Here is a 26,526-nt window from a genome sequence, read left to right as displayed (position 1 = left end):
TCCACTATTCGCTTACTTATCAACTTTATCTAACTCGAACTAAGTTTCGGGTCGATATTCCCTATCAACTCTCTACCGTCTTTTTCACACGAGGTATATTATGGCTATCATCTACGTTAAGTCTGGTTCAACAGGTAATGGTTCCGCTTGGAATAATGCTTATGGCAGTTTACAAAGTGCTATTACTGCAGCACCAGCTGGTGATGAGATTTGGGTGGCTGCGGGGACGTATAAACCGACTACGGGAACCGACAGAACTGCAAGCTTTACCCTGAAAAACAATGTAGCAATCTATGGGGGGTTTGCAGGAACGGAAACTGCCCGTAATCAGCGTAATATTGCCAGTAATGCCACGATTTTAAGTGGTGAGATTGGCGCGTCTGGTATTGCGGATAATTCCTACCATGTGGTAAGCGCGACGGGTACGATTTCTACTCCTCTAGGTAACAGTTCTATTCTGGATGGGTTTACTATTACTGGTGGTAATGCCAATGGTACAACGGGAAATCAAGATGATGGGGGTGGGATGTATGTTTCGGGTGCTAGTCCAACCCTGAGAAATATCACTTTCCGCGATAATAATGGAACAAATGGAGGTGCTTTATATAACGAGAATGGTAGTAATCCTGTCCTGACAGATGTGTTGTTTGAGTACAATACGGCAACGCGAGGGGCGGCGATTTACGATGATTTAAGTAGTCCCCAGATTACTAATGGCACTTTTCGCCTGAATACGGCAATTAATGACGGGGGGGCGATTTATAACACCAGTAGCAGTAATCCCACCATTGTTGATTCGGTTTTTAGTCGAAATTCGGCTAATACGGGCAGTGGTGGCGCGATTTTTAGTAATCTGAGTAACCCCAATTTGATTAATAGTACCTTGAGTGGTAACGTGGCGGTAACTGGGGGTGCGCTACATAATGTGTCGAGTAGTGTAGCATTGCGAAATAGTATCCTTTGGGGGAATCAGGATAGTAGCAGTACGGGGAATCAGGTTAATAATGGTTCCGGTGGTAGTGTTACGGTTGCTAATAGTATTATCCAAGGAGGAGGGTTTACGGGTGCGACGAATGTTGACCCTCTGTTTGTCAATGCGAAAGCGGATGATTTACGCTTAAAATCGGGTTCTCCTGCTTTGGATGCGGGAGATTCTACTTTATTGCCTCTCGATAGTCGAGATTTGGATGGGGATGGCAATACTTCTGAACGGATACCCCTCGATTTGTCGCGTAATTCCCGTGTTGTGGGTGCAAATGTGGATTTAGGGGCGTATGAAGGGGCAGAACTCGCTCCTACGCCTACTCCTGCAGCAGTTCGCACGATTTTTGTACGGGCAAATGCGGGGGGAAGTAATAATGGTACGTCTTGGGTTGATGCGTTTACGGATTTACAAGGGGCGTTAGCAGCAGCGAAAAGTGGGGATACGATTTGGGTTGCGGGGGGAACCTATAAACCGACTACGGGAACGGACAGAAATGCAACTTTTACCCTCAAGAATCATGTGGAGATTTATGGGGGGTTTGCTGGTTCGGAAACGAGTTTAAGTCAGCGAAATGTTGCCACTAATGCCACTATTTTAAGTGGGGATATTGGGACAGTTAATACTGCGACTGATAATAGTGTTCATGTTGTTACTGGTAGTCGAACATCTAACACAACGATTTTAGATGGGTTTACTATTTCGGGAGGTAATGGCACTGTTCCCGACGCTATAGGTATTGGGGGGACTAATAGTGGAGGAGGAATGATTATCATTGATGGTAGTCCTATTCTCAGAAATTTAATCTTTGAGAATAATAATGCTTTTTTTGGCGGTGGACTTCTTAATGATAATGGCAGTAATCCTACACTTACTAACATTATTTTCCGTAACAATAGTACCAGTGCTGGTAGTGGTACAGGTGGTGCTGGAATCTACAATCTTAACAGTAATCCTATTGTTACAGATGTTACTTTTAGCAATAATGTATCAAATGAGAACGGTGGTGCAATTTACAATAACACCAGCAATACCACTCTAACGAATGCAACATTTACCAGCAATACTGCTACTGCTAATGGTGGGGCAATCTTTAACACAGCTAGTAATGTCACCTTAAATAATGCCACTTTTACCAGTAACACATCTAATCTTTCTGCTGTTACTGGTGGTGGTGGTGGTGCAATTTATAGCATTGGCGGTAGTTCCACACTGAATAATGCAACATTTTCCAGCAATACAGCTACTTCAGATGGTGGTGCTATCTATAACACGAGTAGCACTTTCACTCTGAAAGATGGAACTTTTAATAATAACACTGCCAGTAGTGATGGTGGGGCAATATTAAGCACTGGCGGTAGTTTTAATCTGACTGACGCAGATTTTGTTCAAAACCGTGCTACTGCTGGTTTAGGTGGTGCTGTTTTCCTGCAAACTAACAACTCCACTATTACTCAAGCTGATTTCTTACAAAACCGTTCTGCTAATGGTGGGGCAATCTACAACAACAGAAATAATGTTAGTGTCACGAATGCTAATTTTACGCTGAATATTGCTGATGGAAGTAATAGCGTAGGTGGGGCAATTTACAATCAAGATAGCAATAACCTACAAGTTATAAATGCTACTTTCAGTCGTAATAATGCTGCTTCTGCTGGTGGTGCAATTTATCAATATAATGGTAGTGGTGCTGGAGCTATTGATACAACCATTACTAATAGCACATTTAGTGGTAATGCTGCGGGTTCAGGAAGTGCGCTCTATAATCAATCTTTTGCTAGTAGCGTTTATAGCATTAGCAGCAATCTTCGTAACAGCATTATTTGGGGGAATGGCGGGACAGCAATTGTCAATATTACGGGTTTTGCTACCACAACAGTCACCAACAGTATTGTACAAGGTGGATATACAGGCACAGGCAACCTAAACGTTGACCCCCTCTTTGTCGATGCCATCAACGACGACTTACGCCTACAAAGCACCTCTCCTGCCATCAACGCAGGTAATAACGCCTCCCTTCCTGCCGATGCCCGCGACTTAGACGGCGATAGCAACATCACCGAAGCAATACCCCTTGATATTGCCCGAAATCCTCGCGTTAACGGTACAAACGTCGATATGGGTGCTTTTGAATTTACCCAAAATAGCGCACCCGTCCTCAACGATACTACCTTAACCGTACCCGAAAACAGCCTCTTAAACACCCTTGTCGGCACTGTTACCGCCACCGATGCCGATAATAACCCCTTAACCTACAATATCACCGCAGGGAATCCTAACCTCGATGGCGACGGAATTTCCGCCTTTACCATCAATAATAGCGGACAAATTCGCGTCGCTGACCCCGATGACATCGACTTTGAAGTTAACCCCAATAACCCCCTAACCGTCTCCGTCAGCGATGGAACCTTAACCGACACCGCGACTATCACCGTTAACCTCACCGATGTTAACGAAACCCCCAACCGTCCCCCCGTCGCTAATGATGCTACTTTTAGCCTCGTTAAAACCAGTCCCATTAATACCACAGTCGGAACTGTCACCGCAACTGACCCCGATAATAACCCTTTAACCTACAGTATTACTGCCGGAAATTTGGACACCGATGCCGACAATATCAAGGCATTTAGTATTAGTAGTAGTGGCGTAATTACGGTTGCTGACACTGATGATATTAGCAGTCAAACTAACCCTTTCAATCTTACTGTTACCGTTAGCGATGGTAACTTAAGCGATACTGCCGCTATTACTGTTAATCTTACCAGTCCTGTTAACCGTCCCCCAGTCGTTAATGATGCTGTTTTCAGCATTTCTAAAACCAGTCCTAACGGTACAGTTGTCGGGACAATTAACGCCACTGACCCCGACAATAACCCCTTAACCTACAGTATCACCGCCGGAAATCCAGACACTGATGGCGATACTACCTCCGCTTTTGGTATTAGTAATACGGGAGTAATTACGGTTACGGATGCGGATGATGTTAGCGCACAAACTAACCCCTTTAACCTGACAATTCAAGCAAATGATGGTGCTTTAACCGATACGGGTATCGCTACCATTAACCTAAATAATGTTAACCCTCTCAGCTTCCAACTGAAACTCTATGAGGATAATAACGGGACAGTTGGCAGTGAAATTACAAGCAATAATGCCATTCTTGGTAACAGCTTCTTTGCGGAAATCCTAGTAGGTGATATTCGCACCAATGCAGCAGGTTTAATCATCAACGCCCTTGATTTTGGCTTTGCTGCTGATGTTGCTCAAAATATCAACAACTTTGCTGATATTGGCAATGTCAACAGTCCCCTAATTACCTCCGCTTTCCCCCTCTTCCGAGGCGGTACATTAGACAATACTAACGGTTTAATTGATAACCTAAGTGGAGGTTCAGTTCCCGAAGCAAGTCAAGGTACAGCGATTGGGATTAATCAATTAAATCGCTTCAGTTTGCTACGCTTTAACGTCGTGGGAACGCGGGATAACTCTAACTTAAATCTCACCTTTGATCCCACTCAAATCGGTTTTGCTGATGGCACATTAGTTGATCCTAATGGTACTTTAAGCTTAACCCGTAATATCATCATCAATGATGCACCGATTGTCGGTAGTATTAATAACGTCAACCTCGCCGAAAGAAGTGCAGTAGGAACCGTAGTTGTCGCCGGAAACTTAGTAGATGCAACTGATGATGCTTACGGACAAACACCCACATTTAGCTTAAGTACCTCTCCTAAAGATGGTTCAGGAAATGATCTTTTTGCTATCAACTCTACCACCGGAGAAATTACCTTAACTCAAGCGGGTGCTAATGCCATTGACTTTGAAAGTGGAGTTACATCCTATCAATTGGGAGTCAAAGCAACTGACGGTTATAAACTCTCTACCGAACGCACTTTTAACGTCAATATTACTAACGTTAATGAAGGGACAATAGTAGTAGATAAAAACGCCATCACCTTCGGGACAAAACTCTCCCAATACCGACAAGGTGCAACCGATAGCCTGTTTGTCCGTCCTAACTTTGCTGACAAAACCCAATACATTGATATTACTAATACCGCAGCGGGAACTAATGATGTACTCGCTATTGCTGGTATTACTATCAATGCTCAAAATGTCACCACAGATGCCAATTTTGCCAATGGAGACATACTGCTAAATCCCGGACAAACTCGACGTATCGCTTTAGCATATACACCCAAAGCAGCGCGAGAAAACTTCAATTTGGCTAACGGCTTAGTCATCAACAGTAATGCTCAAAACAATTCCGCTTTGAACATTCAACTAACAGGAAAATCAACCTTTAACAGTGATATTTCCTACGATGGACGGGTGAATTTAACCGACTTAACTACCTTACAACGTCCGGGGTTATTTGGTAGTAGTAGTGGACAAACAAATTATGACCCTACTGCTGATATTACCGGAGATGGAAGAATTAATCTTGCGGAATTAGTTCCCTTCAATTCCGAATTTGGATTAGTTATTTAGATTAACTCTGTAGGTTGGGTTGACCCAAGGAAACCCAACAATTCAGATTAATTATGATGACTTTTGATTAGGTTTGATGGGTTAGCGCACTTCCTAACCCATCCTACAAAATAACGGTTTAGGTAAGGGTTCATTATCTACTTGATAAGCAATCATTAGCGATTCTATTGCTTCTTTTCCATTAGCGACAGCTTCCTCATAAGTATCTCCATGAGTACGCCAATATTGCCCTGGAAAATCAGGCAATGCAACCAAAAAACAATTATCTTCATCAGACCATTGGATTACCATGGGATATTTAATTTGTTCCATTTTCTTGATTCCTCTTAACTTCTTTTTCTTGATACAACTTTGCATCGGTACTGTCTTTTCCAGAAACAGTAACTTTACCAGAGTACAAATGATGTACCCAGTTAGTGTGACTTCCCTTACCAGATTTTTGAATAAATGCTGCTTGGCGTAGCATTTGTTTTAACTCGCTAACTTTTTTAACTCAGGAGAACTACATTATGTCTAGTCTGACTACTCAATTCAACCTCAAAACTGATAATAGTGGCCTAGTGGGAACTATTATTAATAATCCTCTCCGTGTAGGCGATAGATTTTTTGTAGAAATTTTAATGGAAAATAGTGATATTAATCCTGTCGGTATCACTAGCGGTGCTATTAATTTATCCTTCGATCCTCGCTCAATTCAAAACATCGACAATCCTTTCAATCCCTCAGATATTAATAGTCTTCTTATTACCTCTAATTTCCCCTTTGGACGCACGGGAATCTTAGACAATACCAATGGTTCAATTACTAACTTAGGAGGCGGTTCTTTACCATTTTTGGGCATTGGTTCACCTCTGGGAATTAATCAATTGGATACTTTTAGTTTATTGCACTTTCAAGTAATCGGCAATGGTAATTCTAGTCTGGTACTTAATATTGATTTATCTCAAACTGGTTTTAGCGATGGCAGTGTTGCCAGTTATTCTGGTAATCAAAGTCAGTTTATAAAAATAGTTCAAGTGGGTTCATCGACAGCTATTCCCGAACCTTCTACAATTTTGGCAATAGTAATATTAGGGTTAGGTGTATTGCTGTCTAAAAAACGCAATCAAGACAATAGTAATGATAGTTAATTGATGTTTTTAGGGGACGTAAGCGATCGAGTTTACGTCCCTGATTGATACTCAAAAAAACTGTAAGTTAGGATAGGCTAAAATTACATTATCTTCAGTAGCCACTACTAAATTATGCTGTAAAGCTTGACAGATTAAAAGACGGTCAAAAGGGTCTTTATGAAGGAGTGGTAAATCTTTTAAATGTACTAGGCTTTTTTCATCAATAACCAAACTGTTAATTAAATGCTGTTTTCTTTTTTTGGGAAGATATAGGTCAGGACGCTCAGGAAAATTTAATTTGCCTAACTGATACTTAATAACGCACTCCCAAACAGAGACTACACTCAAAAAAACTTCGTTATTGCTATTTTTTATCTGACGGCATATTTTTTCAGACAAGCGCGGATGATCACTAATTAACCAAAGAAAAATGTGTGTATCTAGTAACAATCTCATTGTGGATAAAACAAGTCTAAAACTTCCTCTGGTAAAGGTTCGTTGAAATCATCAGAGATGGTAAATTCTCCTCTAGCTAATCCTACCGGACGAGATCGATGAGATTGACTTAAAAATTGCCAAATTATCTTAATTTCATTTTCACTTAAAGGATTTGTATTGTCCATTTCTTGGTTATTTTTAACTAAAAATTGCCATTTTTGTAATGCTTTTTCTGTTAGGTAATTGTCGGATTTGTTTGCCGCCTCTTGATGAGTTAACTTATCAATAAATTGCCCAACTAAATTAAGATTGTCTGCGGACAAAATTGCTAACTTCTCAGTTAATAACTGGCGTAATTCTACATCGTTCATGATTTTTTAACTATTAACTAAACATCGATTGTAGTCCCCAAAAAGGATAGATACACCCAGGTTAATTCCTAGAGGAGTAATTTCGGGGCTGTCAACCAGAATAACTGACACTTGCCTAGGGGATTTTCCTGATTGGGAACCTCTAGACCAATTATTCCCGCTTTTTTGACCGATAATTTTCCTTGAAACTTGCCCCAAACTAGCATTTCCGTCCAATAGCCTAAATCCGGTTCGTGGCCTACCATTGCGATCGCGTTTTCCTCTCGCTGATAGTCCGACTTTTGCCACCATTGCACCCAATCTTGAATATTGCCGTTGGGTGATAGGGGATTAAATTGCTCAATTTTACGGCTTAAACCCGCTTTTTGCAAAATTTCGGCGGTTTGCACGGCACGCACCAGGGGAGAAGTGAGAATTAGGTCAAATTTCACCCCCAACTGTCCTAATCTTTGGGCAACTTTAGCGGTTTTGGCCCTACCTTCCTCGGTTAAAGGACGTTCCCCATCGTTGAGATAATCCCCAGATTGCCCTGCTAATCCATGACGCACAAAATAAAGTTTCATATCAGTGTCGGGTCGGTCTTTGCGATGATAATAGATAGCTGAGGTCCGATAGCTAGGTGCGAATTACCTTTTCATCGGGGTTAACTAGATGGGAAAGTTTCTGTTTAATTTGGGTGTCATACAGTTCCCACTTGAGTTTCGCATATTCGGCATTATTATTAAAACCACCGAGGAAACCGATAGGAATTTCAAAACCTCCGGCCATATAACGACCACCACCAAAAAAGCGACCTTGGTTATCCTGTCCGAAAGCTTCCTTGAGAAATTCATCGGGATCTAGGGTAATTTTACTGGTACGCATAGAACCAATGACTAACTCGATCTCCTCATCTTCATCGTGAACGATACCATAAACTAAAGCCGTGTGAACATTTTCTTCTGTCACCAAAAAATCGGCAGCTTGGGGAATCGCATCCCGGTCATCATAACGCAAATAACCGACCCCGGCGATCGAATAATTATTTTTAATAATACGGTTTTTTAAGGCCCGTTCAATCACATCCATCACCCGTCGGGATCTGGCCGATTGCAGGACAGCGTTTAATAATTGGGCATCGTAGAAACGACTGAGATAACCAGCAGCAATAAATTCACACTCTTGCGCTTGCATTAAATTATTCGTATCCGATCGCAATCCGTGCATCAAAGCTGTGGCACACTTAACATGGACGGTATCGCTAGTATTAAAATTCAGTAACCCTTTTTGGATATATTGGGTTAACATCGCCGCTGTTGCCCGCATTTGGGGACGAATATCGACAAATTCCGCCTCTAGATCCCCTTGGCGGGTATGATGATCGATCACAGCAATAATGGGAATTTTTGCCTGTTTAACCAGAGTGGTTAACTGACTATTGGTTCCCTGACCATCGACAAAAACACAACCCTGATAAACCGAAAGATCTCTATCCTTGAGGGTATGGACTCCCCAACGTTTAGCCGGTAAACCCGTTAGTTTTACCAAAGCGACATTTTCCTGATGGGAGAGAGTACCCGCATAGACTATATCACAGTGAATATCGTACTGTTCAGCGATAATTTGATAGGCCCAGGCGCTAGAAAGAGCATCGGGATCCGGGAAATCCTGCATCACCACAATTTGATTTTCACCCCGGTGATTTTCCAAAGTACGTCGCAAGCGATCAATCAGGGAAATAAGTAGGGTATCATTACTAACCGTGACTGGAGGAAGGGGACATACTGCCGACGCTTCCCCTACCACTACATCGGTTTCGAGGGACTTGGCAGGAACTAGACTCAGTAATTCAGCCATCATTTTTAGAAAAGTTCGCTTAAAGGTAGATTCAGTCAGGATTTTTTGAGCTAATCAATTCTAGACGATATCCTCGCTCGATCGGTTCATCTCAAATATTAAGCTTTTCCAGCCACTAGCTTCCCACTGTCGGGCTATAACTCTAGTCTATCGAAAGACCTCTCCCGTCGCCCCCCGAAGTCGGGTGGGTTGGGGGTGAGGGCAATTAACCATCGCTGCCCCATTACTTGTGAAAAATGATATAACTGGACTTCCCCACTTCCCCACTTCCCCACTTCCCCACTTCCCACTCTCCGATACTTTTTAAACAGGATTTAGGATCATCACCGTCCCTAAATATTTGCTCTGATTTTTTCTAGTAAAGTTATACTATTAAGGAAGCAAAGACGAAATTCTAGGGTTAAGCAATGGTTAGACAACTCGACGACAGCCCGAAAACCGCAATCGTCTATCCCGATAGCGATGGTAAACCGATGGCCGATAATACAAGACAATTTCGCTGGATTACGACGATTAAATCGAATCTAGACTGGTTATTTGCCAATAATGCCGATGTTTTTGTCGCCGGTGATTTACTCTGGTATCCCGTGGAGGGAGATAATAAAATCCGTCAAGCACCCGATGTCATGGTAGCTTTTGGCAGACCGAAAGGCGAAAGGGGTTCCTATCAACAGTGGAAAGAGGAAAATATCCCCCCGCAAGTGGTTTTTGAAATTCTCTCTCCGGGTAATACCCAAACAGAAATGACCAGAAAACTGCTGTTTTATGACCGTTATGGTGTGGAAGAATATTATATCTATAGTCCCGATAAAAATGATTTGGGGGGCTGTATTCGTCGGGAAAATCGGCTCGAAAGTCGGGAAAATCTCGATAATTGGGTAAGTCCTCGCTTGGGCATTCGTTTTCAATTAGCCCAACCAGAGTTACTGTTGTATTATCCCGATGGTCAACCTTTCACCAGTTACAACCAAGAACGACAACGGGCCGAAACGGAACGACAACGGGCCGAAACGGAACGACAACGGGCCGAAACGGAACGACAACGGGCCGAAACGGAACGACAACAGGCCGAAGCGGAACGGCAACGGGCTGAAGCGGAACGACAACGGGCCGAACGATTGGCGGCAAAACTGCGGGAGTTAAATATTAATCCCGAAGAAACTTAAAAAAAATTATCGCTCGGCTCAATCGATCGAGATAGTCTCGGTACAATAAAAGTAGATAAATATCAAGTCCTCTAGCTAGAGTCGCAACAGTAAGCCCAGAAAAAATGCGCTAGGGCAGGGTTGACTAAATCGACGAAGCAATCGCTAAATAGGGGTAATTTCCGTCCACTTCTCCCCAATCCTGAACGGGAGAGGCAGAACCGAAGAATTTCTATAAAATTTCGGTAAAGGTGGAAAGATCAAGTAAGTTAGCGTTAGGGCTTAATCTTCGCCACGGAAAGGTAGAACTATGACAGTTTGTGAATATCGGCCAGGTTTAGAAGGAATTCCCGCCGCCCAATCGAGTATCAGCTTTGTGGATGGGCAAAAGGGAATCTTAGAGTATCGGGGCATTCGGATTGAGGAACTCGCCGAAAAAAGTACCTTCCTCGAAACCGCCTATCTCCTTATCTGGGGTGTTCTGCCCACGGGGGCGGAACTGGAAGAATTTGCCGATGAAATCCGTTATCATCGACGCATCAAGTACCGTATCGAAGATATGATGAAATGCTTCCCCGAAAAAGGCCATCCCATGGATGCGCTACAAACTTCGGCGGCGGCTTTAGGGTTATACTATGCCCGTCGGGCTTTGGATAATCCCGACTATATCCGTCAGGCAGTAGTGCGGCTATTAGCGAAAATCCCCACCATGGTGGCGGCGTTCCAATTGATTCGCAAAGGTAATCATCCCATTCAGCCCAATGATAGCCTTGATTATGCGGCCAATTTCCTCTATATGTTGACGGAAAGACGACCAACGGATTTAGCGGCGAAAGTTTTCGATGTCTGTTTGACTCTCCACGCCGAACATACCATGAATGCCTCGACTTTTTCGGCCATGGTGACGGCTTCCACTTTAACCGACCCCTACGGTGTCATCGCTTCAGCAGTGGGAACTCTCGCTGGCCCCCTCCACGGTGGCGCAAACGAGGAAGTATTGTTAATGTTAGAGGAAATCGGTTCGGTGGCTAATGTTCGTCCCTATGTGGAAAAATGTATCGCCAATAAACAAAAAGTTATGGGTTTTGGACACCGGGTATATAAAGTTAAGGATCCCCGGGCGACGATTTTACAAAACCTTGCTGAACAATTATTCGCGGAGTTAGGTTCCGATGAATACTACGATATCGCCCTAGAATTAGAACAAGCAGTGGTGGATATCTACGGCGAAAAAGGCATCTATGCTAATGTGGATTTCTATTCGGGATTGGTCTATCGGAAATTAGGCATCCCCAGTGATTTATTTACCCCGATTTTTGCCATCTCCCGGGTGGCCGGTTGGTTGGCCCACTGGAAAGAACAATTAAATGCTAATCGCATTTTCCGTCCTACCCAAATCTACACTGGAGAACACGAAGTCCCCTATACACCGATCGAACAACGTTCTTAGATTTTATCTCATATTCTTGATGGAAACACGGTTTCTCGCCTTTGTCAATCTTTCCTAGGCGAGATTTTTTGTCTCATTTCCTGTTATATTTATGGGACAAGGAAACAGTCCAGCGGCTTTCAGCTTGGTCAGTTTCGGTGTATATAGCAAGGCAAGGTCTTTACTTCTAGGTAGTCAGACAGAAAAATATTAAAGATTATGGTGAAATTTTGGCGGAGATTAACGGTATTTTTAATTTCTTGTTTATTGCTGATTTCCCTAACTGCTTGTGGTAATCAAGTTAGACGCAATCAAGTGGTAATATCGGTATTAAGTGACCCAAAAACCTTTAATGCTGTTTTATCGGCCGAATCCCCGAATATTTTTGGGTTAACCTACGAAGGACTATTAACAGAAAATCCCATTACTGGCAAAAAAGAACCTGTTTTGGCAGAATCTTGGACAATTTCTGATGATAATTTGAGCATTATTTTTACTATCAGAGAGGGTTTAAAATGGTCGGATGGTCAACCCTTAACCGTTGATGACGTGGTTTTTACCTATAAAGAATTATATCTAAATCCTGATATTCCTAACAACTACCGCGATAGTTTAAGAATAGGATTAAAAAAAGAATTCCCCGTTATCACTAAACTAGATAATCGCAGAATCGAATTTAAACTCCCCGAACCTTTTGCCCCTTTTTTAGATGCTGTCAGTTCACCGATTTTACCTAAACACGCTTTAGAAAAAACTATTCAGAAAAAAAGCCCCGATGGTAGGTTAGAATTTCTCTCCACTTGGGGGTTAGATACTCCTCCCGATAAAATTGTTTTTAATGGTGCTTATAAACTAAAAGAATATATCACGGGACAAAGGATTATTTTTGAGAATAACCCTTACTATTGGAAAAAAGATGCCCAGGGACAACAATTACCTCATATAACTTCGGTAATTTGGGCAATTGTTGAATCTCAGGATACAACTTTACTGCAATTTCGTTCGGGAAGTTTAGATTCTATTGGGGTAACTCCTGAATTTTTCTCCCTCTTAAAAACCGAAGAAGAAAGAGGAAATTTCACGATTTTTAATGGGGGACCTGCCTACGGAACCCAATTTATCGGTTTTAATCTCAACCAAGGAAAACGCGACGGAAAACCCCTAGTAGCTCCGATTAAATCTAGGTGGTTTAATAACTTAAATTTCCGCCAAGCTATTGCCTACGGCATTAATCGTCAAAGAATGATTGATGATATCTATCGAGGATTGGGACAAGAACAAAATTCTTTTATTTCTATCCAATCGCCTTTTTACGATAAAACCCTGAAAGGTTACGATTATAATCCCGAAAAAGCCAAAGAATTATTATTAGAGGCCGGATTTAAGTATAATAGTGATAATCTGCTAGTCGATATCGATAATAATCCCGTTAGATTTAACCTGATTACCAACGCAGGAAATAAAATCCGGGAAGCAATAGGGGCGCAAATTAAAAATGATTTAGCCGCAATAGGAATTCAGGTTGATTTTCAAGCGATCGCTTTTAGCAATTTAGTTGATAAACTGAGTAATAGTCTAGATTGGGAAGCACATATTTTAGGTTTTACTGGTGATAATGAACCCCACGCGCCTAATATTTGGTATGTAGATGGAAATCTCCACGCTTTTAACCAACAACCTCAACCCGGCAGCCCTCCAATTCAAGGCTGGCAAGCGGCGGATTGGGAGAAAAAAATCGCCGATTTATACGTCAAAGGTTCCCAAGAATTAGACTTTGAGAAGCGCAAAGTTATCTATAATGAAATTCAACAACTTCAACAGGAATACGTCCCGTTTATTTATCTAGTTAATCCCCTCGCTTTGGGGGCTGTGCGTAACTGCTTTGAAGGAATACAATTCTCCGCCTTGGGTGGTGCATTCTGGAATCTAGAAGAATTAAAGAAAACCTGTGGAGGTGTTTAATGACTCATTTTGGTTTACTCTGTCCTACAACTTCTGGACATATTTATTCTCTCCTACCTTTAGGAAAAGAATTACAAAAACGCGGTCATAAAGTTACCTGTTTTTTAACTCTTGATGGTGAAGAAATGGTGCAAGCAGCCGGGTTAGATTTTCAGGCAATTGCACCCAACAAATATCCGAAAGGCACATCAGCCAAAAGTTTAGCCGAAATTGGTCAATTACGGGGAACAGCCGCCGTCCGACGCACGGTAGAATTAGTAACTGATTCTACAGCGACCCTCTTTGAAACTATCCCTCAAGAGATGCGTCGCTTGGGAATTGATGCCCTAATTGTCGATCAAGTCTCCGCCTCAGGGGGTACAATCGCAGAAAAATTAGCTATTCCCTTTATCAGTTTTTGTTCGGCATTGGTTTTAAATCGTGACCCGCTTATTCCGCCCTTTATGACCACTTGGGACTATAATCCCTCATTTATCGGGGTTATTCGCAATAAACTTGGCTATAAACTCCTTGACTCCCTGACTCGTCCTCTGAATGAGTTAATCAACCAGCAACGTCAAGAATGGGGGTTAATTCCCTATCAAAACATCAATCAACGCTATTCCCCCCTTGCCCAAATTAGCCAACAACCCGCCGAATTCGAGTTTCCTCGGCAAAATTTACCCGCTCACTTTCACTTTACCGGTCCCTTTCACGATTCCTCCACTAGAAAAACGATTCCTTTTCCCTACGAAAAATTAACCGGACAACCCTTGATTTATGCTTCCCTCGGGACAATTCAAACTCGCCTACAATCGACCTTTAATGCGATCGCCGAAGCCTGTGCCGATTTGCCGGTACAATTGGTTTTATCCTTGGGCAATGCCGACTCTAACATTCAAATAACGACCAAAAACGCCCTAGTTGTTCCCTACGCTCCCCAATTAGAGCTTTTAACCAGAGCCTCTCTTACCATCACCCCCGCAGGCTTAAATACTACCCTAGAATCCCTTGCCCAAGCTGTACCTATGGTGGCCATTCCCATCGCTAACGACCAACCGGGGGTATCTGCTCGAATAAAATGGTCGGGGACAGGGGAAGTGATTCCGATTTCCCGTCTAGAAGTTCCCCGTTTACGAAAGGCGATTGAAAAGGTGTTATCCTTCCCCAGTTACCGAGAAAATGCCCTGAGAATGCAAAAAGCGCTGCAGAAGACAGGAGGAGTGAAAATGGCCGCCGATATCGTCGAAAAGGCCATTTCTACCGGCCAACCCGTCCTATCGGTATAATAGCTGGGGTCTGCTAAAAAAGTTTTTCCTGGGGACAGGGTGTGACCAACTATCTGCATCATAACCGATAGTGTATGCTGCCGTTCCCTGTACACGCACTTGTTAGGCATCGGATTGGCTAGAGTGTATAAACTGGTAAAAGTCTGGTGATTTAATGAATGATTGAAGGTCTTTTACTGCCTCTATACATGAGGTTAACATCCACCCAAGCTCTTCAAGATGAGCTAATAATCGAGGGTTTTGTTCATCTAAAAAACTGATTAACTCATAATAGTCTTCTATAGAGCTAGTATCGAGTAGCGCTAAATCTTCATGAATCAACTTGTTTCGTTCCGCCACAATGTCTGAGAGAGCCTGTTTCTGAGCAGTTAAGAAATCTGAGTCACTATAGGAAACCTTAAATGACAAAGACATACCTAACTCAGAAGAGTCTAGTTGAGGTTCAGACTGACTATCATCCACTAGCACAGTGTTATGTAATTTCCCAACTAGGCGACCTAATGTGAGCTCACGAAATTTCTTATAATTGTCAACGAACCGGTTACGAGTTGATGTTGATAATCCCTCGATCTGAGTCACTGAAAGTAGATACTTTAAAGTACCTTCAATCTTTGAAAAATTAACTATATTTCTACCCAGCTTTCTTAGTGCTTCAGTGCGAACTACTTCAATATCTATCGGTTCATCCATTTCAATTTGTCTATCCCACATCTCATCAAGATAGTCTTGAAGCCAGTTTGCCAGAGCGCGGACTTCACTCTCTGGCAGTTGCTTAATAGCCGACTCAACTTCTAAGCGATTAGTCATATAACAGGTCAAATTTGAAGATTACAGCCATTTTATCGCTAATTAGGGTTTGCTGGATAAATCTAAAAACCTTTTCTGCAAACGTTAGGACAGATGAACTTCTTTCTTGCCTTTGATGTCTGTTTTTACAGATACGACTTAGCATTCGAGATTAGTCAAAAATAGTTTGACTAGAGAAAAAGAGGTGCGTTACATTTCATTAACACACCCTACCAGAGCGGCGATGAATGAACTAGAACATTGCCGCTTCATCAACTTGTTAGCTGGCTTCTGCTTAGAGTGTAAATTTGCGGAGAAATCATGCGTATAGTAACTGATTATTAATACTATCAACAGTCAACGTGTTAACTAAAATACCAACCCGTTGCACGACCTCGTAGGCAGTTTTCTGAGGGACAACAATAATTCCACAATGTTCTCTGCCTTCCTCTATGAATTGAAGATGCAATCGTTCAAAATCAACTCGGTTGTGGGTTACAAGACATCTACCTAAAGAAGCTGCAAATTCTAATTGTTCGCTGTCAGTTTTGCCTAAAGTTGACTGCTCAGGAACAGTGGTGACATCTAAACCACGAGAACGCAGAAGTCTTGCAACTAACGCCGACATATCTTCGTCCATGTAAAGCGAAGCAAATATGCTCATAGCTTACCCAAAGCTGCCTTTACAGAAGGATGCACCAACTCATCGGGGACTTGGTTACGCTCAATGTACTCGTTAATTTCTGCTTGATGATCCAAATAAAAACTCAAGGCATCGAACACTTGTGCTAAGGTCAAATGAGGTAAATGAGTTGGAATTTCCTCTGGCATCACACCTAATCGCCACAGACCTACGATTGCGCGAATAGATGTGCGAGTGCCTTCAATAATTGGCTCTCCACCTAAAATCTCATTGTTTCTGGTGACATAACGTGAAAGAGTAATAATCGTCATGGAATTAGGTCCCTTAGGGAAATCGCTGATTCTATTTTAGTGAGGGACAGACATGACTTGATCATGGCATCTAGTGGCTAGAGGAATCCTAGGCTAGATGTTTTTTCGGCAACCTAACCTAAGACTCTGATGGAAACTACGCGGTAAAGAAATCTAATTTTCATAAATGTTCCTCTCGACACTGACTTAGTTTCGGTCTTGCGGTCTAACGGTTAGGTCACTTAGATTTCTGGAGTAGAAAATGATAGAGATTGCATCAAGCGAAAGGAATGAAAAGAACCCGACCTTCATATTCTTCAGGTTCACTACAACAAATAAATAGTTCTAAATCATCAAGAATCTTACCAATGGGTGCTTTTGAGATCACCTCAACAACTCCAGTCATAGGTAGTCCTTGATTGACACGATTGTAGGCATACATCGTAATAGTGGCTACATCATGGGTGAGCAGGATGCGTCCCTCATTAGCTGCCCATTCTAAAATATCTGGATCGTCAGTGTTCATCAGTCCTACATCTTGGACGCGAATTATATCCAATTCAGGTAAACGCCTCACCAGTCCACGCAAGATGGCTCCATTAAAATTTTCGTCAGTTAGAAGGCGCACTTTGCCTCGACTCTCTTTTTGACTGATAACGAGCAAGCAAGCGCTGTCTTAAATCGACTAAGTTGTGTTTTTGGGTTAGTTGTTGTCTCAGTTGTTGAGCTTGTTGGTCGCGTTGTTCCAAATAACTGTCAATTTCCTGACGGTGATTTAAATAATAAGCAATGGCACTGTATATATCTTCCAAACGAAGAACTGAAAACTGAATAGCGATTTCTTCAGGAGTGGAGCCGTTGTGGTATGAGGCAAGTATGCTATCGAGAGTCACTCGGCTCGAACCTATACGGATACCTCCCGCTTCATCCCAACGAAAAGGAGGAGAAGTTACTTGGAATTTGGCTGGGGTGTTGCGAAGGACTTCATCGGGATGTCTGACGTTGTTGGTTGCCATATCCTCTTCTGCCTGAGCGATGAGGGGAGCTAATTTTCCCGATGCTAGGTCCGCTTCAATTTGTCTATCCCACATCTCATCAAGATAGTCTTGAAGCCAGTTTGCCAGAGCGCGGACTTCACTCTCTGGCAATTGCTGAATAGCCGACTCAACTTCTGAGTGATTAGTCATATAACAGGTCAAATTTGAATATCACAGCCATTTTATCGCTAATTAGGGTTTGCTGGATAAATCTAAAAACCTTTTCTGCAAACGTTAGCACAGATGAACTTCTTTCTTGCCTTTGATGTCTGTTTTTACAGATACGACTTAGCATTCGAGATTAGTCAAAAATGGTTTGACTCGAGAAAAAAGAGGTGCGTTACATTTCATTAACACACCCTACCAGAGCGGCGTACTGCTACGCAGTGCCTTCGGCATCGCACTCAACCAACTAACTTGATACGGTCGGTGTGCAAGCGGATTGTTATGCAGCAGTCAGTTTCTTTCAAGAGTAACATCATTTTCCAATGGTGCAGCAAGTGTAATTATTAATTCTCCATGTCCTGTGCCATAGTCATAAGGCTCTAACTCTATATATTTGCCACGACCTTCTATGGCAAAGTGGTGAATAACTCGTGGCTTATGTATTAGTAATTCAACCGAAACATCTAAATGAATTTTGGCAATATCATCACCGTTCACGAGCAACTGGTTTTCGGGAAGTACCATCGTTATCTGAAATTGTATTGGGTATGCTCCTGGATCTAGCTTCGTGGTATCAATTTGCTTCAATGCCTCATCAAAGCCTTGGTTTGACTCTTCACCTAAAAATTCGTACAGATCTATCTCATTTCCATTGAAGATAGCTTTTGCTGTTGATATGTCAATTGTCATAAAAGAGGGGTCTATCTTGCCAATAGCGGAACGTTTTGTCAATTTTATGTCTCCATTAAACCCACTTCTACCTGTGACTAGCATTCGTGGATAATCGAGAGGAAAGTCTGATGCCAGAAGTAACTCGATGCGTTCATCCTTTGCAGCTTGAGCAGTAGCACCCTTGCTAAATCCTCTGGCGACGAAGAAGCCTTTCTGCGAGGATGTTGCTTGAATCTTTTCTGAAAAAATGATGATATCATTTTTTCCTACATTCTGCTTCCAATTCTTGCACTCAAAGATGAATTTACTTTTATAGCCTTGAGCTACTGAAACTTCAACATATAGATCGATCTCATGCAGAACACCTTCAGCAATTACAATTTTTTTGTTTTCTACAACGAACTTATCTGGGTCTAGTGTTGAAGAATATTTGAGAATTGCTTCTTCTATACGTTTTACTGCACGTTCTAGATCATCCCCCTTTTGCTTCTTCATGTTGGCTTTAATAGAGTCCATGGATCTTAATTTCACTCCTTACTGGTTCGCATTCAAACAAGAGGTGACACCCATCAACTTAGATGACGAACTAAAAGTTCTCAAGCATCAACTCCATCAACGGAGGAGCTGCATAACCATTGATTATACAAAAACTTTCTCGATAACACTCCTGAGAGTAACGATATGGGTCAACTTTCAGCATATCACCCCATTTTAGGGCCATCGCCAGAACTTTTACCCATATCATAACCAAAAGCATATTAGCCAGATTAAACAACCTCTTTTAAGTAGATTCCTAACAACAAGCTGCAATAAAATAGACTTTTTGGGAAGTCTAGCACTAATTCTTCAGTCCACCCCACAATTACCTAATTTTCGGGGAAAAAGTGCCAAAATTTCCCCCCGATCGCTCTTATGTCCGGCACTTTTTGAGGGTAAAAAAATCTAAAATTCTTACCCAACAATGTTTTTAGATTTATTCAGCCAACCCTAACTTAAATTTTAAGCTGATCGATTAAATCGCGCATAATTTTGGCAGAATTGTGTAACTGTTCCGTTTCTCTGGGACTAAGGGGTAAATTAAGAGTTTTAATCACTCCTTTCTCGTTAACCACGCAGGGAATACTTAAACACACATCTTTGAGACCATATTGACCATCGAGGAGAGTGCTAATAGTCAGAATTCTTTCTTGGGAACGTAAAATCGCTTTAACGATATCCGTGGTAGCTAAACCGATCGCATAGCTAGTATAACCCTTGCGTTTGATAATTTCATAGGCGGCGTTTTTAACCTGAAGAAAAATTTCTGTTAAGCTTTCTTGGTTGGCCGCGCTTAAATCATGCCAATCTCCTTCTAGTAACCTTGCTCCTCCGATATTAGCCGAACTCCAGACAGCAAGCTCACTATCCCCGTGTTCACCGATAATATAAGCGTGGACGTTACGCGCATCTACATGGAGTTGGGTGGATAAAAGAGAGCGTAAACGGCCAGAATCTAGCACCGTACCCGAACCAATCACCCTAGAAGGCGGAAAATTGGTGATTTTCAAGGTAACATAGGTCATGATATCAACGGGATTACTCACCACCAAAATTAAAGCACTGGGGCAGTAAACAGCCACATCCTCAAGAATACGGCGAAAAATCGCCACATTTCGCTCAAGGAGATGTAATCGGGTTTCTCCCTCTTTTTGGGCGGCCCCGGCAGTAATAATCACCACATCGGCATTTTGTCCCACATCGGCCACGGTTCCCATTTTCAAGTCTGTGGGTTCAATAAAAGGCATTCCGTGCCTTAAATCCATCACTTCCCCTTCGACTTTATCCGTGGCGATATCTTGCAGAATTAATTCATCAAAACAGTCTTGAATTAACATCGAGTAAGCGCAGGCCATCCCCACCTGACCAACACCGATAATTACTCCCTTGCGAGGACGCAGAGGAGCAGGTTGTTCAGCGTAGGGATTGGGAGTAAATATTTTATCTAGCATAGATTTTTGCAGTTACTGGGTCGGTAAGCTCATTTTAAGGGTAGATGGTTAATATCAGGTAAAAGGAGACTATAAAGAGATTTTGAGGCCATTATCGGCCATTTTTTTCTGGTCAGTGGTCGGACAAATTTCTTGTCTTTGATTCCCTGACTCCTAGTTTAAGAGAATTGAGGGCTGCTGACAGCTTCAGGCTATATCCTAAAATTAGGGATAAAGTGACAGTAGGAGGCGAACCGATGATCTATCACATCACTACAGAAAGAGGTTGGCAAATAGCTCGTGAAATGGGGGAATATCGGGCTTATTCCCTAAAAAATGAGGGATTTATCCATTGCTCCACCTTAGAACAAATTCCGAAAGTTGTGGCCGCTTTTTATCAAAATCAGCCAGATTTGCTGGTTTTAGCCATTTCTCTCGAACAATTGCAGTCCCCGGTCAAATGGGAGCAGCCCGAACATCCTAACCCAGAAAATGCCACTTTAGAGCTAGAAAAAGAGACCTTTCCCCATATTTACGGTGCTATCAACCTAGAATCGGTGGTTTTTGTCAAACCCCTACAGGAGTTCATCAATTCCCAGAACTAAATCATCTAACTCTTGGTAATCGGGGAGAGTAGTATCGATGCTCAACCCGCGCCGAATCACGAGGCGATCCCACTGTGGTCGCGATAATAGCTCGCTAAAGTAGCGAGCCTTGAAAATTAACAAATTTGCCTCTAGACCCGTCTTAATGCGCCCTAAATGGGGCAATCCGAGCAGATTTGCTGGGGTGAGGGTGACACTATTTACCCAGTCAGCGTAGGGTGCATCGAGATGGGCAATCCGCACCGCTTGGGTAAAGACTTCTAAACCATCGTGATCCCCAAAACCATAAAAGGGATCGCGACAGTTATCGCTGGCAAAAGCAACTGGAATTCCCGCTTTTTTCATCTCTTTTACCTTAGTTGTCCCGCGCCAAAAGGGGGTTTTTTCCTCTTGACGATCCTGTAGGTAGAGATTGCACATCGGCAAGCTAACGATAGCAATGCCGGCATTTTTGACTAAATTTAGGGTTTCTTGGATTATTTCAGGGGATTGTACCGCTAAACTGCAACAGTGACCACAGATGATTTGTCCAGAAAATTGCTCTTTGATGGCAGTACGCGCGATCGCTGCTAAACAGGTAGAATCGGGGTCGCCGTTTTCATCCAGATGAAAATCGAGATTTAAACCCCTTTCTTGGGCTAATTTGAAGGTAATATCAATTTGTGCCTGTAAATCTGGATTTGTGTAGGCTACTCCCCCTAATATGCCCCCAAATTCGGCAATTTTATCGGCTAAGGCCGCTCCCTCGGAGGTTTGATAGTAGTCAAGGGAAACTAGAGAAACCGCTTGCAGGGTGATTTTACCGGCCCATTGTCGTTGCAATTCTCCCAAAGCGGTTAAGCTAATCTGTGCCTGTTGACCAAAAGAGTCGATATGAGTGCGAATAGCGGCGGTTCCGTGGGCATAACTGCATTTAACGCCGAATTCCATGCGACGATACACATCCTCTAAGCGCCACTCCCGTCGAGAATCCTCTAGGGCTATTTTTAAGGCGCTGTCAAAAGTGCCATCATGGTTAGGACAACGATGCCAACTATGACCTTTATCGAGATGGGTGTGCATATCGACAAAGCAAGGAAAAATAATCTTTTTTTTGAGGTCAATAACGGGAATATTGTCTTCGGGGGGGATTGTGGAGGTGATGCGATTAATGTAACCGTCATTAATTTCCAGATTAACTAAGGTTAATCCCTCGGCGGTTTGGGGAGAAAAACTCTCATTTTCTAGGATGGAAACGGGAATATGAGCATTTTTGAGCCAGTAGCGCTCGTTTGAGGGAATCATAAGACCTCTGGTAAAAATCAAAAATTGTTGTTAGGGTTAGGAGTCGGTCGTCGGTGCATCTCACATTTGCAGGAATACCGACAGTCAGCAATTATCAGTAACTCTTATAGCGGTTCTCACACCTGTGTGGCACAGTTAAACCTTTGCTAATTAAGCTTTTCAACATCAATAATGTACCTCTTGCGAATAGGAAACGCTATAGATAATTACAAATGTATCAGCAGCTGCGTGTAAGCATCCCACCGAAAAACTAATGCGCTCCGGGGTTTGGGGGCGGCGCCACGCTCCCAACGGGGGGTTTGGGGGGTTCTACCCCCCAAAAGCTTGGATTGAGTGATAAAATCGGAAGTAATGCCCGATCTTAGCCGAGAGTTTCCCCGTAAAAATCCCAATTGGTAGATTTACAAAAATGAGATGCAGCCTCGGTCGTCGGTTGTCAGGAGAATTAAGAATGAATAATAATCAATTAAGCGGTATTAAGTAAGTAGTGTTAAATGGCATTAACAGTGCTATCTTTTCACTGATTACTGATTACTGATTACTGATAAACCGGTAGTCGCGCCTTTAATTCCCAGCCATAAACTGCTAAAAATTCCTTTAATTTATCGGGGTGTAAATGGAGGTAATCGGGATTAACTTCATCGATAATGCCAATACCGCCTAAATCCCGCGCTCCTGCCGCTAAACAATCCAAGAGAAAAAGAGGATCGGGTACTAAATTCGGGGGGATTTGAATGACAATATCTGGGGGCAAAATTTCCCTGGCTTGCCTAACCAGATCGGGTAATTTTTGCAGATCAAAAGGATTATTTTGCCACCGTTCCCTTTTGCCCGGATTATAGGGTTGTAGGATCACTTCTTGAATATGTCCCCAACGTTGATGAATAGTGGCAATAGTTTCTAAGGTTACTAAGCGATCGCATTCTGTTTCACCAATTCCTAATAATAACCCCGTGGTAAAAGGAATTCCTAATTCTCCCGCCCATTGTAACTGCTCTAAGCGCAGGGATGGCACTTTACTGGGGGCATGACGATGGACAGTATTTAATAAAGTCACCGTCATTTGTTCTAACATTATGCCCATAGATAGATTGACATTTTTCAGTTTTTCCATCTCGGCAAAAGTTAAAATCCCCGCATTGGTATGGGTATAAAAACCCATATTTAAAGCCAATTCTCCTAAATTATAAATATGGCGAAACCATAACTCTCGATTGGCTGCTAAAGGATGAACTTCCCCGCTAAGAATTAAAATTTCCGTAATTTCCGAACCCTGCAAAGCAGCTAAAATCTCTTTGGCCTTGTCTAGACTTAACCAGCCATCAGTGCCTAAATCCCTGCGAAAATTACAATAACTGCAACGATTGAAACACTCGTAGGTAGGTACAAGGGTATGAGAGGGACTATAGGTGACAATTCTTGACATTTTTTTCGGAATTGGAGTTCATTACGAGCATTCAAGGGCGATAAAATTTGCTATCGTGGGAAGAATTGCTATTTTATTCACTTAAAAACGCTCTCCCTTTTCGCTTCCTCCTATGATTTTCGATCCTGCCAGTCTTCCCTCCCATCGTCAAACGATTCGTCCGATTAGCGCCACGGCCCTGCACGGAATTGTATTTCAAGATGACAAATTAATCGCTATCGACGCAAAAAACGGCTATTTATACCAAATTGCCCTCGATACTGGTCATACAACCGTACTTAATTCCCATCGCTGGCAAGAATTCGTCGGGACGACGGGATTGGCAATCGATGATCAAAATAACCTCTGGTTTACTACCCGCGAAAATCTCTACTGCTGCACTCTCGAAGATTTTACCCCGAAATTTTTTACCCGTCTTCCCTACACCGCTAACGGAGTCGCCGTAACTGGTAACACAATTTATGTCACTTGTCAACGTTCTGGACAAATCTTTATATTTGATCGCCAATCGGGACAGGAAATTACTCGTTTGTACGCGCCGGGTATCGGCATCGAAAATATCACCATTCGCGGGGAAGAACTTTGGTTAACGGATACCCTAGAACAAACGGTTTACTGTCTTGATCGCGCCACGGGAGAACAGCTTTTTAGCATGATAACTCCTTTTGAATCGCCGACGGGATTAGCATTTTATCGCGATGCGAACAGTGGCAAGGATATCTTATATGTGGCCTATGCTTTCCAAGAACCCTTTATCCGCGATAATCCCAATTCCGAACAGGTTTACGAACTTAGTTATCGTCTGCGTACTTTTGTCCATCCTCTATATTTTCACTACGATCCCGCTAAAAAATACACCCTTTCTAACGGTTATCTGATTGAATTATCCTACGTCGAGGAATTGGAACCTCTCTATAATATCGAACTAAAAGATGTGGAATGGCGCATCGCTTTACCCCTAGAAACACCGCGGCAAAAAATTCGCAGCGTCGAAGCGGTGGGATTGCCTTTTATTGAAGAAATTCAAGACGGGCAGCGGGTGGCAGTATTTAAGTTCAAGCAAATAACCGCCAAACAACGTCATATTTTTGGTTGGAAAGTGGTCTTAGAAGTGTGGGGAATTAAATACCAAATTACTCCCAAAGATTGCGAAGATTTACCCCCCTTACCCGCCGATTTTCCCGATCGCTATTTGATCGATAATGATGATCTGGCTATGAATACAGAAATTATCCTCAATGCTGCCCAAGAAGCGATCGGTCGGGAAACCAATATACTCAGAAAAGTTTATAGTATTCGTAACTACGTCTATGATCAGCTTTCCTACGGCATCAAACCCAACATCGACACCCCCGATATTGCCCTGCGGCGCGGAGTGGGTTCCTGTGGCGAATATGTGGGTTTATTATTGGCTTTGTGTCGTCTCAATGGTATTGCCTGTCGTACGGTAGGACGTTATAAATGCCCACCCCATCCCCTCGAACGTAATTTACCCCTCGAACCAGATTACAATCACGTCTGGATGGAATTTTATCTCCCCTCTATCGGTTGGGTTCCCATGGAGTCCAATCCCGATGATATCTTTGAAGGTGGTCCCTATCCCAATCGTTTCTTTATGGGTTTAGCTTGGTATCACACGGAAATTGCCAAAGATATCCCCTTTGAACGAATGCTCAGTGAAGGACAGCCGGTGTTAAAAATCCAAGTTCCCATCGGCGATTTAGCGATTAATCACGTTCAATTCATCATTCTTGAGGAATTAGCCCCAAAAGACTAGAATTTTGACCCATCATCTAGGATGCCCATTTCTCTATCTCTGGCTTCTTTGAGTTCTTTGACCATTTGCAAACCCGCGCCCACACAGAAGCCCAGGGTTGCCCCAGCACCGGCAAAATAACGTCCATAGATGATTTGATAGATATAGGGATTTTTATAGTTGACTTGGCTGGGATTGCGTTCAATGCGGCTAATGCCATAACCGATACCTGCCCCGACTAAAGCCGTCACTAGGCCTGAAAATAGAACTAGACGAAAGTTCATGATCTTATCTCCCGATGGACTCTGACTTTAGATTATCGCTGAAAATTAGTCAATGGCAAGCGATCGCAATAATTCGTTAAGTAGTCGTGCCAAATCAATTTCCCTTGAGATGTGTAATTAATTTTGCTTAGGTACTTATTAAGTAGGGTTTGCCGAAAAAATCTAAAAACCTTGTTGGGTAAGACTTTTAGACCTTTTGTCAATCAAAAAGTACCAGATATGGGAGTGATCGGGGGTAAATTTCAGGTACTTTTTCCCTGAAAATTAGGTCACTGACCCCCTCAAAATCGGTAAAACCCTACACCCCACACCCTAGGGTTGATTCATTTAAATTAAGTACAGCGGATTTTGAGTCAATAAATTTGACCGAAGATTCTCAATTTTATCTTTCTCTAACCAAAACGGTTAGTCACAATAAGTAATCTTTAATCTCCTGCCAATATTTATTATGAATAAATTGATAAAGCTTGTTCCCAAGCCACTAAAAGCCTATCTCTCTTGAAATTGTCTGAGAGTACATCCTGTTAATTTAGCTAATTTTTCTGCTTCTTACGTCGATAAAACTATCAGTTTT

At 42.5% G+C, this 26,526-nt stretch carries 24 protein-coding genes; 8 read left to right on the top strand and 16 right to left on the bottom strand.

Annotated elements, in window-relative coordinates; all coding sequences use genetic code 11:
• Positions 1 to 100: 100 nt before the first annotated feature.
• Entirely contained in the window at positions 101 to 5,476 is a 5,376-nt protein-coding gene (locus IM322_RS03695) for a cadherin domain-containing protein (protein WP_287677215.1), read from the top strand.
• Positions 5,477 to 5,569: 93 nt separating this feature from the next.
• Here the strand turns inward: IM322_RS03695 and IM322_RS03690 are convergent, their stop codons facing one another.
• Positions 5,570 to 5,788, bottom strand: a complete 219-nt coding sequence (locus IM322_RS03690) for a type II toxin-antitoxin system HicB family antitoxin (RefSeq protein WP_287677217.1) — start codon at positions 5,786 to 5,788, stop codon at positions 5,570 to 5,572.
• A complete protein-coding gene (locus tag IM322_RS03685; protein ID WP_271973617.1) occupies positions 5,775 to 5,942 on the bottom strand; it encodes a type II toxin-antitoxin system HicA family toxin in 168 nt (55 codons plus the stop codon). Before IM322_RS03685 ends, IM322_RS03690 begins: the two co-directional genes overlap by 14 nt.
• 43 nt (positions 5,943 to 5,985) lie before the next feature.
• Here IM322_RS03685 and IM322_RS03680 point away from each other — a divergent pair, with 43 nt between their 5' ends.
• Positions 5,986 to 6,606, top strand: coding sequence for a PEP-CTERM sorting domain-containing protein (locus tag IM322_RS03680; protein WP_287677218.1), 621 nt, complete (start codon positions 5,986 to 5,988; stop codon positions 6,604 to 6,606).
• A gap of 51 nt (positions 6,607 to 6,657) precedes the next feature.
• On the opposite strand, the gene IM322_RS03675 is transcribed toward IM322_RS03680, so the two are convergent.
• From IM322_RS03675 to IM322_RS03660, 4 genes are all read right to left on the bottom strand, one after another.
• The gene (locus tag IM322_RS03675; protein WP_271973613.1) at positions 6,658 to 7,044 is read right to left on the bottom strand and encodes a type II toxin-antitoxin system VapC family toxin; all 387 of its coding nucleotides are present in this window, start codon (positions 7,042 to 7,044) and stop codon (positions 6,658 to 6,660) included.
• Positions 7,041 to 7,397, bottom strand: coding sequence for a hypothetical protein (locus IM322_RS03670; protein ID WP_002797815.1), 357 nt, complete (start codon positions 7,395 to 7,397; stop codon positions 7,041 to 7,043). Before IM322_RS03670 ends, IM322_RS03675 begins: the two co-directional genes overlap by 4 nt.
• A 68-nt stretch (positions 7,398 to 7,465) precedes the next feature.
• Entirely contained in the window at positions 7,466 to 7,960 is a 495-nt protein-coding gene (gene sixA, locus IM322_RS03665; RefSeq protein ID WP_287677220.1) for a phosphohistidine phosphatase SixA, read from the bottom strand.
• A 52-nt stretch (positions 7,961 to 8,012) separates the two neighbouring features.
• Positions 8,013 to 9,236, bottom strand: a complete 1,224-nt coding sequence (locus IM322_RS03660) for a DHH family phosphoesterase (protein WP_287677222.1) — start codon at positions 9,234 to 9,236, stop codon at positions 8,013 to 8,015.
• A gap of 404 nt (positions 9,237 to 9,640) precedes the next feature.
• On the opposite strand from IM322_RS03660, the gene IM322_RS03655 reads away from it, so the two are divergent.
• The 4 genes from IM322_RS03655 (at position 9,641) to IM322_RS03640 (ending at position 15,037) form a co-directional block, all read left to right on the top strand.
• Positions 9,641 to 10,399 (top strand): Uma2 family endonuclease, encoded by a 759-nt coding sequence (locus tag IM322_RS03655; RefSeq protein ID WP_287713106.1) that lies wholly within the window; start codon positions 9,641 to 9,643, stop codon positions 10,397 to 10,399.
• 289 nt (positions 10,400 to 10,688) lie between these two features.
• The gene (locus IM322_RS03650) at positions 10,689 to 11,828 is read left to right on the top strand and encodes a citrate synthase (protein ID WP_286825135.1); all 1,140 of its coding nucleotides are present in this window, start codon (positions 10,689 to 10,691) and stop codon (positions 11,826 to 11,828) included.
• Between the two features lie 198 nt (positions 11,829 to 12,026).
• The gene (locus IM322_RS03645; RefSeq protein ID WP_287675983.1) at positions 12,027 to 13,769 is read left to right on the top strand and encodes an ABC transporter substrate-binding protein; all 1,743 of its coding nucleotides are present in this window, start codon (positions 12,027 to 12,029) and stop codon (positions 13,767 to 13,769) included.
• Positions 13,769 to 15,037 carry a glycosyltransferase gene (locus IM322_RS03640; protein ID WP_287675982.1) on the top strand — a complete coding sequence of 423 codons (1,269 nt, stop codon included), beginning with the start codon at positions 13,769 to 13,771 and terminating at the stop codon, positions 15,035 to 15,037. The genes IM322_RS03645 and IM322_RS03640 overlap by 1 nt, the downstream gene beginning before the upstream one ends.
• Before the next feature lie 102 nt (positions 15,038 to 15,139).
• Here the strand turns inward: IM322_RS03640 and IM322_RS03635 are convergent, their stop codons facing one another.
• The 7 genes from IM322_RS03635 to IM322_RS03605 form a co-directional block, all read right to left on the bottom strand.
• Complete coding sequence (locus IM322_RS03635) at positions 15,140 to 15,844, bottom strand: hypothetical protein (RefSeq protein WP_287675981.1); 705 nt, start codon at positions 15,842 to 15,844, stop codon at positions 15,140 to 15,142.
• A 298-nt stretch (positions 15,845 to 16,142) separates the two neighbouring features.
• A complete protein-coding gene (locus IM322_RS03630; protein WP_287675984.1) occupies positions 16,143 to 16,463 on the bottom strand; it encodes a DUF5615 family PIN-like protein in 321 nt (106 codons plus the stop codon).
• A 20-nt stretch (positions 16,464 to 16,483) separates the two neighbouring features.
• On the bottom strand, positions 16,484 to 16,777 hold the full coding sequence (locus IM322_RS03625; protein WP_002794978.1) for a DUF433 domain-containing protein: 294 nt from the start codon (positions 16,775 to 16,777) through the stop codon (positions 16,484 to 16,486).
• Between the two features lie 256 nt (positions 16,778 to 17,033).
• Positions 17,034 to 17,384: a DUF5615 family PIN-like protein gene (locus IM322_RS03620; protein ID WP_002771467.1), complete on the bottom strand. Its 351-nt coding sequence runs from the start codon at positions 17,382 to 17,384 to the stop codon at positions 17,034 to 17,036.
• Entirely contained in the window at positions 17,368 to 17,943 is a 576-nt protein-coding gene (locus IM322_RS03615; protein ID WP_287078593.1) for a DUF433 domain-containing protein, read from the bottom strand. The genes IM322_RS03620 and IM322_RS03615 overlap by 17 nt, the downstream gene beginning before the upstream one ends.
• Positions 17,944 to 18,249: 306 nt before the next feature.
• Positions 18,250 to 19,146 (bottom strand): restriction endonuclease, encoded by an 897-nt coding sequence (locus IM322_RS03610; protein WP_287078592.1) that lies wholly within the window; start codon positions 19,144 to 19,146, stop codon positions 18,250 to 18,252.
• 476 nt (positions 19,147 to 19,622) lie between these two features.
• Positions 19,623 to 20,618 carry an L-lactate dehydrogenase gene (locus IM322_RS03605; protein WP_287675980.1) on the bottom strand — a complete coding sequence of 332 codons (996 nt, stop codon included), beginning with the start codon at positions 20,616 to 20,618 and terminating at the stop codon, positions 19,623 to 19,625.
• Positions 20,619 to 20,854: 236 nt separating this feature from the next.
• Here IM322_RS03605 and IM322_RS03600 point away from each other — a divergent pair, with 236 nt between their 5' ends.
• Positions 20,855 to 21,202 (top strand): DUF952 domain-containing protein, encoded by a 348-nt coding sequence (locus tag IM322_RS03600; protein ID WP_287675978.1) that lies wholly within the window; start codon positions 20,855 to 20,857, stop codon positions 21,200 to 21,202.
• Here the strand turns inward: IM322_RS03600 and IM322_RS03595 are convergent.
• Positions 21,173 to 22,486 (bottom strand): cytosine deaminase, encoded by a 1,314-nt coding sequence (locus IM322_RS03595; RefSeq protein ID WP_287675976.1) that lies wholly within the window; start codon positions 22,484 to 22,486, stop codon positions 21,173 to 21,175. The two genes, IM322_RS03600 and IM322_RS03595, sit on opposite strands and share 30 nt — an antisense overlap.
• A 538-nt stretch (positions 22,487 to 23,024) precedes the next feature.
• Positions 23,025 to 23,912, bottom strand: coding sequence for a 7,8-didemethyl-8-hydroxy-5-deazariboflavin synthase subunit CofG (gene cofG / locus IM322_RS03590; protein WP_287675974.1), 888 nt, complete (start codon positions 23,910 to 23,912; stop codon positions 23,025 to 23,027).
• A 112-nt stretch (positions 23,913 to 24,024) separates the two neighbouring features.
• Between cofG and IM322_RS03585 the strand changes: the two genes are divergently transcribed.
• Positions 24,025 to 25,689 carry a transglutaminase domain-containing protein gene (locus IM322_RS03585; protein ID WP_287675972.1) on the top strand — a complete coding sequence of 555 codons (1,665 nt, stop codon included), beginning with the start codon at positions 24,025 to 24,027 and terminating at the stop codon, positions 25,687 to 25,689.
• Here IM322_RS03585 and IM322_RS03580 read toward each other — a convergent pair.
• On the bottom strand, positions 25,686 to 25,952 hold the full coding sequence (locus IM322_RS03580; protein ID WP_286827211.1) for a hypothetical protein: 267 nt from the start codon (positions 25,950 to 25,952) through the stop codon (positions 25,686 to 25,688). The genes IM322_RS03585 and IM322_RS03580 overlap by 4 nt on opposite strands.
• Positions 25,953 to 26,526 lie beyond the last annotated feature (574 nt).

The organism is Microcystis sp. M109S1 (assembly GCF_020247025.1).
Lineage (GTDB): Bacteria > Cyanobacteriota > Cyanobacteriia > Cyanobacteriales > Microcystaceae > Microcystis.
The sequence above is the reverse complement of the archived record's forward strand: the minus strand, read 5'-3'. Positions and strand labels throughout refer to the sequence as shown.